12 protein-coding genes are annotated in these 13763 nt (G+C 38.0%); 11 read left to right on the top strand and 1 reads right to left on the bottom strand.

The genetic code is table 11. The annotated features are described in order from the left end of the window. The first annotated feature begins 15 nt into the window (after positions 1–15). The 10 genes from ACTWQL_RS09360 to ACTWQL_RS09315 all read left to right on the top strand — a co-directional run bounded on the left by ACTWQL_RS09360 (position 16) and on the right by ACTWQL_RS09315 (position 10141). Positions 16–1059, top strand: coding sequence for a conjugal transfer protein (locus ACTWQL_RS09360; protein WP_443142192.1), 1044 nt, complete (start codon positions 16–18; stop codon positions 1057–1059). A 13-nt stretch (positions 1060–1072) separates the two neighbouring features. Further along, positions 1073–1294, top strand: coding sequence for a hypothetical protein (locus tag ACTWQL_RS09355; protein ID WP_443142191.1), 222 nt, complete (start codon positions 1073–1075; stop codon positions 1292–1294). A 13-nt stretch (positions 1295–1307) separates the two neighbouring features. After that, entirely contained in the window at positions 1308–1724 is a 417-nt protein-coding gene (locus ACTWQL_RS09350) for a conjugal transfer protein (protein ID WP_443142190.1), read from the top strand. Beyond that, the gene (locus ACTWQL_RS09345) at positions 1721–4162 is read left to right on the top strand and encodes an ATP-binding protein (RefSeq protein WP_443142189.1); all 2442 of its coding nucleotides are present in this window, start codon (positions 1721–1723) and stop codon (positions 4160–4162) included. Before ACTWQL_RS09350 ends, ACTWQL_RS09345 begins: the two co-directional genes overlap by 4 nt. A gap of 16 nt (positions 4163–4178) precedes the next feature. Continuing rightward, positions 4179–4529 carry a hypothetical protein gene (locus ACTWQL_RS09340; RefSeq protein ID WP_443142188.1) on the top strand — a complete coding sequence of 117 codons (351 nt, stop codon included), beginning with the start codon at positions 4179–4181 and terminating at the stop codon, positions 4527–4529. An 11-nt stretch (positions 4530–4540) separates the two neighbouring features. Next, on the top strand, positions 4541–6472 hold the full coding sequence (locus ACTWQL_RS09335; protein WP_443142187.1) for a CD3337/EF1877 family mobilome membrane protein: 1932 nt from the start codon (positions 4541–4543) through the stop codon (positions 6470–6472). Between the two features lie 12 nt (positions 6473–6484). Then, positions 6485–7588, top strand: coding sequence for a lysozyme family protein (locus ACTWQL_RS09330; RefSeq protein WP_443142186.1), 1104 nt, complete (start codon positions 6485–6487; stop codon positions 7586–7588). Then, positions 7589–8155 (top strand): hypothetical protein, encoded by a 567-nt coding sequence (locus ACTWQL_RS09325; RefSeq protein WP_443142185.1) that lies wholly within the window; start codon positions 7589–7591, stop codon positions 8153–8155. A 428-nt stretch (positions 8156–8583) separates the two neighbouring features. Then, positions 8584–8898, top strand: a complete 315-nt coding sequence (locus ACTWQL_RS09320) for a TIGR04104 family putative zinc finger protein (protein WP_443142184.1) — start codon at positions 8584–8586, stop codon at positions 8896–8898. A 313-nt stretch (positions 8899–9211) separates the two neighbouring features. Continuing rightward, entirely contained in the window at positions 9212–10141 is a 930-nt protein-coding gene (locus ACTWQL_RS09315; RefSeq protein ID WP_443142183.1) for a hypothetical protein, read from the top strand. A 129-nt stretch (positions 10142–10270) separates the two neighbouring features. On the opposite strand, the gene ACTWQL_RS09310 is transcribed toward ACTWQL_RS09315, so the two are convergent. Next, a complete protein-coding gene (locus tag ACTWQL_RS09310) occupies positions 10271–12412 on the bottom strand; it encodes a KAP family P-loop NTPase fold protein (RefSeq protein WP_443142182.1) in 2142 nt (713 codons plus the stop codon). A gap of 651 nt (positions 12413–13063) precedes the next feature. On the opposite strand from ACTWQL_RS09310, the gene ACTWQL_RS09305 reads away from it, so the two are divergent. Continuing rightward, positions 13064–13498, top strand: coding sequence for an NUDIX hydrolase (locus ACTWQL_RS09305; protein ID WP_443142181.1), 435 nt, complete (start codon positions 13064–13066; stop codon positions 13496–13498). The last annotated feature ends 265 nt before the right edge of the window (positions 13499–13763 follow it).

Below are 13763 nucleotides of genomic sequence, written 5' to 3'. Positions count from 1 at the left end.
CGAAGGAGTGAAGTCATGAAACCCAAACTTTTTCAACGTACAAAAAGAATGGGTACCGGAAATGGGAAAGAAGGGACTCGGAAAGTGCCCTTTTCCAGAAGAACCTCAACACGAATCACAAGCATCGTTTTTTTCTCCGTCATCTTTTTGTCGTTATTATTCAACGTCATTTTCTTCAGCAAATACCAGACCATCCGTAATTCTGTCAAAGCACAGGAAAACTCCATCGAAGAACAACTTAATCAAGTGAACCAGTCGGATCTGATCAATTCCCACTCCATCGTCGTTTTTACGGAAGACTTTTTACGAAACTACTTTACAATACCCGAAAAGGCAGAAGAGCGGAAAAGCCGTTTGGAATCCCTCAGCACGTTTTTCGTCAATGGTTATGACATCCAGCGTTTAGGATCACTTGAGGAATTCAAGGGAAGCCGGACATTGAAGAATCTGCAATACATCGAAACAGAACGAATCAGCAGTCATGAAGCCAACGTCCATTTTACGGCAGACTATGAAATTATCGAAATCTCCGAAGCGGAGGAGGCTACCGAGAAAAAAGAAAAGCGCGAGGAAGACGGAAAGGAAGCTGAAAAAGTACGGGACACAGTGAAGAAACAGGAACCCAAGTCCATTTCCAACAGTATCGAAATCGTGGTGCCTGTGACGACGGATGGGGAAGGGTATGCGGTTTATCAGAATCCTCGTCTCGTAGAAAGGGAACTGAAGACCTCTATGACTGCCGAGCAGAAGGAGTTAAAGGGTGAGCCCATCACATCGACAGAGCAAAAGAAGCTGGACGGTTTCTTGACGGAATTCTTCACCTCATATGGCACGAGTGATGAAAAACTGCCATTCATGGCCAACGTGGAACGGGGGCTGCGGGATCAAGTCCTGCAGAGTGTGACCATCCTGCAGGTCGTCGAAAACGACAAAGGGAAGTATGAGACAGTCGTCGATGTCCAGTATCAGAATAAAGAGACAACGCTTAACAGCTTATTTACGTATGAACTGACACTTTCACGTGAAAACGCCAAGTATTTCATCGAAACCATTCAATAGGGAGGATGTAAAAATGAATTTCAGCTTGGAAGCAGTGACGACGAACCTTGTTTCTCAAATCGCCTTTCTGGTACTTTTTATCATGACTATTCGTTCCTTAGTAGCTTATACAAGACAAGATTGGGGAGCATTTTTGTCAGGCCTTGCAATGGGAATCTGTTGCCTGATTGTCGTATTCTTCGGTCCGCAAATTGAAGCCATAGCCAAAGCGTTCGGTGGATCCATCTTCCAATAAAGGAGGCCTCCCTGTGGAACCCAGAGGTGAAAACTACACAGCGGAATATAAGTATCCGATCAAGATTTACAGGATCGGTGCCATGGAATTCTCCAATGGAATCGAGGTTCGGAAAATGATCTTTTCCATCATCCTCGCAGCACTGTTGGTTATCGGTTTCGTCATGATCGGTATCAGGGGGGACCGGAACGTCCTAGGGTTCCTCGCGAAGAACTGGCTGATCCTCATAACCGTCATACCAGGGGTCATCACATTCGTCGTATTCAACCTACAATACGACCATAAGAAGTTCATCCCATTCATCAAGGATCGTATCCGGTTTTATCGGACCAGAGGGACCTCATATGAACATTTCATCGAAGTGGCGAGTGAGCAAATGGGAAAAGAGTTGGTGTTCGAACCGCATATGAAAGCAGGTGAAGATGAATGAACAATATGCTTGAGTTCCCGATCGAGCTCAAATATCAGAATATGGCTTTCAACAAACGGAAACAGGTCTGGGCATTCTACAAACTGGACGAGGAAAATATCCGATTGAACAGTGAAGTCGAATTCCACCGTTACATCGAACGGACGGCAGCATTCCTGTCGCACACGGAATACGATTATCACATCATGATCATTCCCAAGAAGTTTGATTTCCCGACGTTCACTCGCGCCATCAATGATAACATCGTGAAAGGGGAATTTTCGGATATCGGCCGTGTCTACTTTGACCGAGCTTCTGTGACACTGGAAAACGAAGTCTTCCTCCATGAATACGATGTGTACGTCGCCATCCATCTCAACAAAATGGATAACGCTGTCATGGTTGATGTCGGTGACTTCATGAAGAAATTCACGAAAAGGGTGCGGGAAGATCTCTCGAAACTGATGACGTTCCAGACGCACGTAGAGGATGATTTCGAGTATTATACGGAACTTGAACGATCCTTCAGCAACAAAGTTGCGTATCATAAGAATTTCAAAAAGCTTACCGAAAAGGAGATCGACAAACTCATCTATTATATGTTCCATCGGACCAGTGATCGCTTCGATCCGCCGGAAGGGGCTTATAACTTAACAGAAGGTGTCGTCAAAAACGAATACGGTCATATGACGGTGAAACATGAAGATTATACCGAATACCTCTGTTTCATGCCCTTTTCAGAAATGCCTGTTTCAGTTGAAAACTACCGGTTCATCCAGGACATTCTCGAGAGTATCGATTTCCCTGTCGAGTTCCAGATCCGATATCATTTCAAGGATCAAGCGACCAACATCAGACAGGTCCGGAAATTGAAACGACGTTTCACCAATTTTGACCGTGAAATCCGTTCCACGAATACGACGGATGATGATTCAGTGGTGGAAATGGCGTCAGAAAGATTGGAAACGCTATTGGAGGATCTCAAGAACGATACGAGAAAGGTGCTTCATATGTCCTTCACGCTTGTGATTGCGGATCGTTTAAGGGAAGGATTAAAGGATAAACAGGAAGCGCTTCAAAACCTTTTCAAGAACACAGGATTTCTCATTACGAAGCCCCTCGTCGACCAATTGACACTATTTTCACAGAGTCTGCCAGCTTCTTACCATGACTATCGCTATTTTGAACAGGTGGTGGATGAGACGTATCTTGCCCAGTCAGCCATGGATCTCTCTAACAAAGTCGGGAACCGGTTCGGTATGGTCCTCGGGAAAGTCATTACCGGAAAGAAGTTGTCGAGCGTCGAACAGGCACGTGAAATCAATAACAACATCGTCGTCTTCAACCCATTACTAACGAAGAAGGCAATCTCCGGTGCAACCCATACGAACGGGAACATCCTGATCACAGGTCCACCGGGAAGCGGGAAATCGGTTCTGGTGAAGAACTTTTTTACATGGTGTACATTTTTCGGCTCAAAAGTCCTCTATGTCGATCCGAAGAATGAATTCCAGCGGTATTATCAGGATGCTTTGCACAAATATGGCGACATACCGGAGTTCAGGGAATTGTATGATCGGATCAACTTCATTCATCTTTCCGAAAAAAACGAGTACCACGGGGCATTGGATCCTCTCGTGTTTCTGAAAGGGGATCAGGCGATCCAGACGGCGATGATGATCCTCAACACACTTGCGGAAGTCAGAGGATCAAGGAATGAATCGGTCATCATCTATGACTCCATCATTGAAGAAGTGGAAGGAAATGATTTCCCTACCTTGACTGGTGTTCTGGAACGGATCATCGAGAAGGATGTGACGTTAGGCAAGTTCATTCAAAAGTACCGGTACGGACTTGGGCGGATGCTGTTTGGGAGTAAACAGTCAAAGGGATTGGATTTTGAATGTCAAATCAATGTATTAGGGCTTCAAGGTTTGCGTCTTCCAGCGTCAGACAACATGAACGAAGAGGAACGCATCGGGCTATGTCTCATGATGTCGATCTCCAAATATGTCCATACCTTCTCAACCAAGAAAGAGGAGGAAGCCATGATCATCTTTGACGAAGCATGGACATTGAAACGCTCCTCCAACGGTCAGGATCTGATTGATGAAATGCTGCGGACCGGAAGATCGTTACGGACGGATATCGTCCTTGTCACGCAAGCCTATGATGATTTCAACGTGGATACGACGAAAGAGCAGATCGGCATCAAGTTCGCTTTCCGTCCCAAATCAGATGAGTCCATCAAACCTGTCTTACGATTTTTCGATATGGAAGAGAATCCTGAAAACATTGAGATCGTCAGTAATCTTAAATCCGGTATGTGTCTATTCCAGGATCATCTTGGCCGGAACCAGGCAATCGCAATCGATATCCTCTTTGATGAATGGTTTGAAGCGTTCAAGACGACGGAAAAAGAATCTGAAGCGGTACATTTAGAAGAAGCCTACAGCTGAAGAAAGGGTGTAACTAATGAAAAGATCAGTACTACTATTCATATCTACGATTCTATTTGTCCTTGGAGGTTGTGGGGGAAATGAGTTTGACCTTGATGAAGAAAAAGTGAACAGTGCTGTGGCAGATCGTGCCTTAAAACAAAAAGTGATTAAAGAAGGTAACTATAAAAAAGAGGATATCAAGGTTATGGAAGTATGTGAAGCCGTTGAAGAAGGCAGTCCTAATAATGAATTCCAAGGGGAGTATATCGTTTATTGGGAAACCAATGATTCCAAGTATCAGCGAACTTTTTTAATGAAAGATTATAAGGTTGATAATGGTGACGTGAATTTCGAACCTACTGACAAATGTATTTCTTTTGAGTAGGAGATGATCTTATGAAGTGGAAGTTAATGGTTTCCTTGCTTTTTCTACTTCTTTTTTTTAGTTCGCCGTATCTTACTTATGCAGAAACACTTGAAGGAGAAGAAAGGAAATCTAAACAATACGATGAAAATCGTTATGAATTGATGACTTATGCAGAGGACAGCTGGTGGGATGTGGCAGGAAAGACGGGTTCATCAGTGGCAACATCAATCAAAAGCTTCATCTGGATGGTCAATATTGTCGTTGCCAATATCGTTCTGATGATCGTATATCAATTATTTTCCCTCGATATTATCGAAATGACAAAAGGGGCGGTAGAAGAGATCACGTCGAGTACTGCTAGTACCCTGACCTATAATTTCGGTTTGTTCGCATTGGCTGTCGCCTCTTTTGGGATTGTGATACGGGCTTATATCCAACAAAACTGGCAAGCCTTTTTCAAGCTACTCTCATTGATTATGCTCAGTCTGACATTGCTTTTCTCTATCCAAACGGAAAAGTTCAATTACATCGATTTTGCCCATGGCTTTTCCACTACTCTTGAAAATGCATTGATGGAGGTCAATCCGTCATTGACGGAGGATGAATCATTCAATTTTGACAGTTTTAATGAGAATTCTGCCCGTTCTGTTTCTGTCTCAGTAGAGAACAAGGTATTTGATGCATTAATTTACCAACCATATCTTCTTCTTCAATATGGAAGTGCGGATGAAGCAAAAATTAACGATGAAAAGTCTGGCAGAATAAAAGAGTATTTAGAGGCGGACCCAAGTACCAAAGATGGTATGAATCAAAGGGAAAAAATAGCGAAAGACGAATACACAGATTACAACAACAAACAAATCTTTGCTGGAAATGCTTTCAAACAAGCTGGTTACATCATGGTCATGTTATTATCAACCATCATTCAAGGTATTGTTTTTTTCTTCATCGCCTTGGTTCGGATCATGCTGCAATTTGCGTTCATACTAATGATGTTGCTTGCACCTTTCATTCTATTCATAAGCATCTTCCCATCGTTTGAAGCATTAGTCGCCCGGTACACAAAAGGCACTTTCATCCTTGTTTTTTTCAAGGCGATCACCATGTTCTTCATTTTGGTGGCTACGAGTTTCATCACACTTGGATATGATATGACGAATATGTCCAACGACCTGTATTACCGGATTTTCATTCAAATCGTTTTCAGTGTCGCGATCATCTTCATGTACATGAAGCGTCAATTCGTCTTCAGCATGTTGGAAGGGGCCTCTCCAAGTCTCAATGATATGGGTGCAGAACGAACTGGTCGGACTGCTCTCTCACGGACACAGAAAGGATTTCGTAATGTCTCACATTTCAATGGCAAGACAGGAATCAAAAAGCCAGGCCCACCCTTCGCGCATAGCCGTCGAAAAGCTGGTGATGGTATAGCGATGATCGGTCAATCTGCACGAAATGTCAGCGGTTCCATTCATGAGAAGGTGAAGAGTGCACGATCTCGTATCGGTCAAGCCCAACAGGGTGAACCGCAGAGTACTGGTATGGCACACCAGGGTATCAATAAGGAAGTTGCAGCATTAACAGATCATATAGACAGACATTCATATCAAGATGTGAATATGCAAAGTAAAAAAGTGGCCGTGCTCTCAAAGAATCCAGCCACTCCAACTTCAACGCGAAATCCAATAAAGCCAAAAATAAAACACAATTCCACAAACACTGAACAAACATCCAACAATAAGAAAACATCTACTCAAAATATAGGTGAATCCTCACAAACATTGACTAATCCCAATAAAAGAACAGCACGGAATCCTTATTATCATACAAAAGATGAAGCATTAAAGAACAACCAAAACAACAATTCATCCAGCAGATCGAAAACAGAAAGAAGGCTAGGCGGGAGTAGAGAAGGTTTATTACATCAAAAATCACACTTTCATTCTTCAAAAGACGAGTAGGGAGGTGATCCTTTGTTAAGGGAAGCGATCGAAGCCAAAACTAAAACAGTGGCATTAAGTTTATTCTTCAAATATCTATTCCCCTTCCTCCTTGCTGTCGCCCTTCTATTCGGTCTTCTTTTCATGCTGTTGATGTGGGCTGATAATCTTGTAAACAATCATTCTACCTCCCTTGACGGAGAAGGTACTGCAAATCTGTCACAAGAAGTCCTGCAACACAAACCATCCGTTGAAAAGTACGCGAAGGAGTTTGGAATTGAAGAGCATGTGGGTATTCTCCTCGCCTTGATGATGCATGAATCTGGTGGGCGTGGAGATGATCCTATGCAAGCTTCTGAAAGCTATTGCGGGAAAGCCGGGTGTATCGATGATCCAGAGCTATCTATTAAACAGGGTGTAAAGTATTTTGCCAATATACTAGAAAGTGCACAAGGTGACGTCAAACTTGCACTCCAATCGTACAATTTCGGTTCTGGTTTCATCAATTTCGTCTTTGAAAATGGAGGTCAATATACTCAGGAACTTGCAATCGAATACTCATCAATGATGTATGACAAATTGAAACATACTGGTGAATACAGCTGTGTAAGACCAGAAGCCACAAAATACGGAGCCTGTTATGGTGATATCTATTATGCAGACGCAGTAATGCAGTATCATGATTACTCCACACTAGTTGTGGCGGAAGGTGAATGGACATTTCCAGTAGATGGAATAAAGGAAGTCACCTCAAATTATGGTTATCGGGAAGGTCCATTTGACGGCTCAAAGGAAATGCATCAGGGTATCGACTTTGGCTGCATCAACCATGTCACGCCGATCCAATCAGTAAATGCTGGTAAGGTCATCTATTCAAAATTTCATAATAACAGTAACGGCACACCGGGGTACGGAAATCTAGTGATGGTTCAACATGGAGAAGGATTTATTACGGCTTACGCCCATCTTTCGGATCTATCTGTTAAACGAGGAGATATTGTGGAGCGTGGACAGCAGGTGGGGATTTGCGGAAGTACCGGTTCATCAACTGGTCCACATTTACACTTTGAATGGAAGACGAACAAGTGGAGTGGTCATCAGAATCCTATGAATCTATTTGCAGGCAAGGGTGATTAGATGAAGAAACAGGATCTCATTCTAAAAACTATTATACTATTAATTGCTATTACCGTAATCGTTGGGGGAGGGTTCAGTCTGTCCACCATCGATCAACAAACTGCTGAAATTAAAGGGCTTAAAGAAACAACAGAGAGACAAAAGAATGAAATTAGTCTTCTGAAAAATGATAATCAGAAAAAGACTCAAGCTTATGAAAAAACAGATGTACAAAAAATTGAGGAAACGGTCAATGTGTTTGTTCAATCGGTCTTTAACGTTAAGGAAGGTAACTATGAAGAAAGAAAGTCGAATGCTGAGAGTGTTTTAAGTCAGGAGTTATTTAAACAGATTTTTTCTGACGAGCCTGAGAAACTACTATACGAGTATGATGTAGAAGACCTAAGAGTGTATACAAGTATGGAAGGGGAGAATGCATCTTCCTATTTGATTATGGAACAAACAACAATAAATCTAGCAAATAATAAAAGTAATAACTCAAGAATCACCATTGAAGTTTTTCTACAGAAAGAAGGTGAACAATGGATTGTCAATTCCTTTCAACAAATCAAGGACGAACCTTTATAGGCATTACAAATTGAAAAACGAAATAGATTAAGATTATGAACCCCCTACAAAAAAAGTAAAGGGTTTACTTCAGAGGTGCAAACAAGTAAATATCAAAGCGAAACTCACTGGATTTTTCACAATGAAATTCACAGTGCGTTTTTTATTGTATTATCAGCATTAGTCGGAACTTTTGGCTTATTCAAATATGAATTAACATACACATTTCACAAAGGTAGAAATAATTAATGGAGAGTTGTGAATTTAGGTGTGATTTGCGTTGGGTTTTGTTTGTGAATAACGAAGGAACCTAGAAAAATATGTTAAAATATAGTTATGAAGCAGATAAGCTTGCTATTCCGTTAAAGGGCAGGATTCTGGAATAAGGGCGAAACCAATTACATAACAATCCATAAATAGAAATGGAGACAGTATAGAGGAGGAATTGTATGCCTACTTGTGAAAATTGTAATTGTAAATGGACTTGGAAACAAACGTTTGTAAGGCAATTTAGGTTCAAAAATAAATTGATATGTCCTTGTTGTAATAAGCCCCAATTTATCTCTGCAAAAACTAGAAACCTTTCTGGACTCTTTGCTCTTATTCCGCTTTTTCTATTAATACCACTTGCAATAATAGATATAACACTAATTGATTTACCTAATAATATTATTTATCTAACTGAGGGTATAACAATATTGGTAGTACTATTTATTGCCCCGTATTTTTTTAAGATAAAGAGCACTGAAGAACCAATGTGGTAAGTCGATTTTTAAAACTAATAATCGTGTTTTATATGAGTAATACAGTATCTGGCCTATTACTAATAGGTTTATCTTTTTAAACAGCAGCAATTTTTTTATAGTTTCGATCAACTGTCTATTGCAATAATATGTCTGCTGTGTTTATTAAAGCAGGAGGGTCAATGAGATTAAGCGACCCAAAAGGTGTTCAATTTGTACCATTAATATTTTTTCTAATAACATTTTTAATAGGTGTGTAAATATTTTTAAAACCAAACCAATGAATAGGATAAATAAAGAGACATATACTTCCTCTTAAGGAGGTTTGGTTATTATGAAAAAAATTACTATTGGCATTGTTTTATTAATAATCATTTTTGGTTCACCACTTGTATTCGCAAACAGCTCAGATAAATCGGAAAATGCTCAATCTGATGAACAAATAGAAAAAGAATTAATTAAAAGTATGGATGAAACTAAAAAAGCAAAAGAGAAATTAGAAAAGTTATTTACAAAAAGTTCAAAAGAATTAAAGGACAAAGGATACGATGAAGTAGGACTAGGTTTCTCTAATGAAGAACGTATTTTAACCGTACAAGTTAAGGATAAGGGTTTATTAGACACCAACAAGAGGGAAATGGAAAATATAATATTTAATACTGCAAAAGAGGTAGGATTTAAAGATTTTGATATAAAGTTCAGGGTTTTGGAAAGGGACATTACCCGAAATGAAAAAGATAAAGAGTTAATGGAATCATTAGATAAGGTTTCAAATGTAGTTTCAGATGTATTAAAGGATAAAGGTTATAATAACCTTTCCTATTCAATATCGGTTAAACCGAAGAAGGAAATCATAATTGAAGGAACCGATAAAGGTTCAGCAGGGAATGAAGAACTCAAAAATACCATTACTAATACCATTTTATCAGAAACAAATATGAAATTTACAGTTAAATTAAAGAAGAAGAGCGAAGGTGAGATAAGTGATATGGAATGGCAACCCATATTTACTGCAATAAATGAGGAAACAAATAAGAAATTTAACGAATATAGAGGGTTTGCTTATTCGTTCCATCCTCAACCATTACAGATTATCATAAAAACAAAAATAAATAATAGTTGGTTCGGAAACTCCGATGAAAAGGTTAAGGAAATTGAAAATTACGCAGATAAAATAATTGAGTTAAAAATTGAAGAGTTATCTATTAAAGAAATTCCATATGAAATTATTATAAGGGATAAAAATAATAAGAAAATAAATTAAGCAAATTGAACAGTGCAATAATATACTCATTATATAACAAACAGGGATTTTGATGAAATATGTCCTAAGGTTTTATAACGTGAAAAAGAGCTCCAGATGTGGAGCTCTTTTTTAGTGATCAATCATGGATTAAGGTTTTCCTAATCTTTTTTCTTGTCTTGAAAGATATACTTGGATTTTATCAATTGCTGTTTGTAGCAATACACCTTGTTTCTCAGTTAAATCATCAGCCTCTTCTTTAATTTTTTCTAACCTTTCATAAACAACTTCAATATCCATGAAGTCTGATATAACTTCTGGGTTTAAATCTTGGGTAGTTTCAATGGTATAGTTATCCCCAGATTGACTTTTGACTTCATGCATGACTCCTATAACAAATGACAGTAATTGAATATCATCTTTTGTTCGATTAGAGATATATTTGTTTATTTCAGAAGGTTCAGAGTTCCACTCTTTCCATCTATATAATACAAATGGTAAATTTTTTGTTTCTACAAATTCATTTTCATCAAGCCAAGAGTAGATTTTTTTACAAGCAAGTTCTTGAAGTTGAATTAGTTGTGCATGACTTATTTTCATTTTTTCATCAGGAAGATTGGGGTCATCTTCTTTACTGATATCTTTCTCTAAAAGAAATAAAAATTGAACGGTGGTATCGATGCTGTTATTGGCTTTTTCAATAACCTCGTATAACAAGTTATATTTTTCCTCTTGTTCTGGAAATTTATCAATAAGACGGTAAATCAAATAAGGGGTCATTTCATATGAAAATAATCCTTTAGAAACTTTTTGGATACTATCTCCCCGATTTAATAATACCATTATAATATTTTTTACATTTTCTTTTGCAATCTTAAGAGAATAATCTTCTATCCTTTCTAAAAACCTCTTTAACTTTCCCTCGTCCTTTAGCTTCTGAAATTGTATCGAAAAACCCTCTACATTGGATGTTGATTCCAGAATATCTGACATATCACTTTCAGATATTTCTCCTTTAGGTAAACTTAATTTAAAATAGGTCTCAAAGTAATCTGGGCTGCAAATACGTTTTTTCTGTCGCCAATCCGATAACCAGGTATGTCCATAATGCATGTTGCGAACAAAAGATTCTGTCTTTGGAAATATCCTATTAAGTAGTCTCGAAATATCAAAAGGTAGGTGTTCATTTACTTGCTCTATAATTTTTTTATATCTTTCGCTTTGTTGTTCTTTTGTATTTCCTAAGTCACTTCTATCTGTTGCTCCAACAAAAAGGTCAGGATTGTCTTTAATTATTTTATATAACTCAGGTAAGAATACCTCAATGACAGAAATAATAATTAAATCAACTGGATTTACTTCAGTACCGATAACGTTATACTTCATGCCGAATAGGTTAGTAAACCTTTTAGTATCACGCAAGTTCTTAATCAATGGTTTTAGTCCATCTAAATATGCATTCGTCCAATAAGTTCTATCAAAACCTTGTACCCCTTCGAGGATACGATCTAAATCGTTGAATAAAATGGTTTCAACATCTTGTTTATCGATCACAGGCATTTCAAAAGGTATCTGGATTATTTTCTCTAAATATTCATACCCATTCCGATCTAAAGACTTTGATAATGAGTTTGCTACAACATCCTTATCAAAAGATAGAAGGTAAATACTATTGTTTAAATCACCCACTGTTTTAACTAATTGGAATATTTCGCTCATTTCATTTGGTTGTAGTCGATCTATATCATCAATTATAATTACTAAGCGAATTTCATTTTTTACCAGCTCTTTATTTATTTCACTTTTTATATCCTCTAAGCTTTGGTCTTGGTTTACTGCGTTAAAAGTTTCCGCTGCACTTGTAAGAAGTTTTTCAGCAAGCTCTCCAAATTGGCTAATACCTGGTATATATTTTGCAGGACTTATTATTTTTGACATAAGATGCAACTTGTGGCCTAAGTCTTCTAAGTTCCCTCCATCGTTATCGCTAATATTATAAGAAACTTCTTCAAAGAATCTACTGATCAGTTGATGTTGTCCAGAATAGTTCCAAGGATTAAACTTAATTATTATGTATTTTTCTTGAACATCGTTTTGAACGCTTTCTTCTAACTTTTCTAACATCATATTTATAGTAGACGTTTTACCTGATCCCCATTTCCCATAAAAACCGATAACCAAACTGTCCTCATCTGAATGGTTACTTAAGGATTGTGCTAATTGAGAAGCAAAGTCTGCTCTGTTTAGTAGATCATTTTCACGTTTGTAAATAGGCTTATCAGAAAGTAACATGAGACCCCTCCAAAAAAATTCATTTTTTATATCAACTTACTTATTATACCAAAATCTTTGTAGTCCAAGTTATTTTGAAGGTAGAAGTTTAACTCAAAGAAAACTTTATATCTTTGGGTACCATAATACAAAATATAGTAGCATATAGCAGGTATCTAATTTTATAAAAATCCTGTAATCCCAAAACATTGTGCTCGAATACAAAGCTCTTCTTGTAAGGGGTTTTCTTCTGTAAAAGACTTGAACTTGACTTTTTCCTTTTGCGACATCCAGGCAAATCACTGGATCCATAGGTTATCAATCTCCTTCATGTTGTTTTTCGCCGGTAGCCCCTATCCTGTCTTGCAGTGTCATAGCTTCGCTTTTTATACGGGATCAGGGTCCCAACCAGCCTTAAACATGTTTCTACAAGTAGGGGGTGGACAATATTCTGGTCGGGATCATGTCCCACGGGGGCGAACGTCCTACCCCTGCTACCTAAAGAATAACCTAGATGAAATAGGTCAACCAGAAATGATTGGCTGACATTATAATACGAACGGGGGCGTTGATCTAAGAAGGATTAACGCTTCTTTTGTTTAATATCTAACTGTTGGGATGTAGCAGTACTATTCCAAAATTTAATAATCTAGTTGGTCTAAGGAGTGTTATATGTATCCACGTGCAAAAGCTTTAGGTTTAATTATTTATGAGGATAATTTACTTTTAGAGGAGTATGAGGGTATTCATTCAAAGGGAACTGGGTACTATTATCGTCCAATTGGTGGCACGATTGAGTATGGCGAAAGATCTGAAGAGACAATATTAAGAGAATATAATGAAGAATTAGGAGCTGGAATTATTATCAAGCGATATATAACTTGTCTTGAAAACATTTTTAAGATAGATGATGATATTGGGCACGAATTATTCCAGATTTACTTAGTTGAATTTATAGACAAAAGCTTATATCAGTATTCTTACCTTTCTGTCAAAGAAGGAAACAGAAAATCTTATGCTAAATGGGTTCCAATTAAAATGCTTTGTTCAGGAAAAAAGATTCTATACCCTAATGGATTAGTAGAAATACTTAAGAAAGTAACCTAGAATTCAATTATCGGGGGCGTTGATCTAAGAAGGATAAGCCTTTTATGGTGTAATAACACCTTAATTGTAGAGTTAAATATAAGCCAATGGAGTGAGGTAATGGAGGTTCCAAATACATTTATTGATGAGTCATATCTGGTATAAATGCTAATTTTAAGATGTACAGAAGTGATCGTTTAAAAATGTACAGTTTTGTCGGATAACTGCATAATATTCTTGAGGTGAATATTGTGCATATCGCAGTCAACATAAACACAGATCTAGA

It is taken from the genome of Pseudalkalibacillus sp. R45 (assembly GCF_052246725.1).
GTDB lineage: Bacteria > Bacillota > Bacilli > Bacillales > Fictibacillaceae > Pseudalkalibacillus.
Note: the sequence above shows the minus strand (reverse complement) of the source record. Positions and strands in the feature narration are given on the sequence as shown.

Bases quoted from the DNA above. Each gene is read 5' to 3' on its own strand.
- ACTWQL_RS09315 (WP_443142183.1), top strand. From the start codon at position 9,212: ATGAAAAAAATTACTATTGGCATTGTTTTATTAATAATCATTTTTGGT.
- ACTWQL_RS09320 (WP_443142184.1), top strand. From the start codon at position 8,584: ATGCCTACTTGTGAAAATTGTAATTGTAAATGGACTTGGAAACAAACG.
- ACTWQL_RS09335 (WP_443142187.1), top strand. From the start codon at position 4,541: ATGAAGTGGAAGTTAATGGTTTCCTTGCTTTTTCTACTTCTTTTTTTT.
- ACTWQL_RS09355 (WP_443142191.1), top strand. From the start codon at position 1,073: ATGAATTTCAGCTTGGAAGCAGTGACGACGAACCTTGTTTCTCAAATC.
- ACTWQL_RS09345 (WP_443142189.1), top strand. From the start codon at position 1,721: ATGAACAATATGCTTGAGTTCCCGATCGAGCTCAAATATCAGAATATG.
- ACTWQL_RS09310 (WP_443142182.1), bottom strand. From the start codon at position 12,412: ATGTTACTTTCTGATAAGCCTATTTACAAACGTGAAAATGATCTACTA.
- ACTWQL_RS09360 (WP_443142192.1), top strand. From the start codon at position 16: ATGAAACCCAAACTTTTTCAACGTACAAAAAGAATGGGTACCGGAAAT.
- ACTWQL_RS09325 (WP_443142185.1), top strand. From the start codon at position 7,589: ATGAAGAAACAGGATCTCATTCTAAAAACTATTATACTATTAATTGCT.
- ACTWQL_RS09305 (WP_443142181.1), top strand. From the start codon at position 13,064: ATGTATCCACGTGCAAAAGCTTTAGGTTTAATTATTTATGAGGATAAT.
- ACTWQL_RS09340 (WP_443142188.1), top strand. From the start codon at position 4,179: ATGAAAAGATCAGTACTACTATTCATATCTACGATTCTATTTGTCCTT.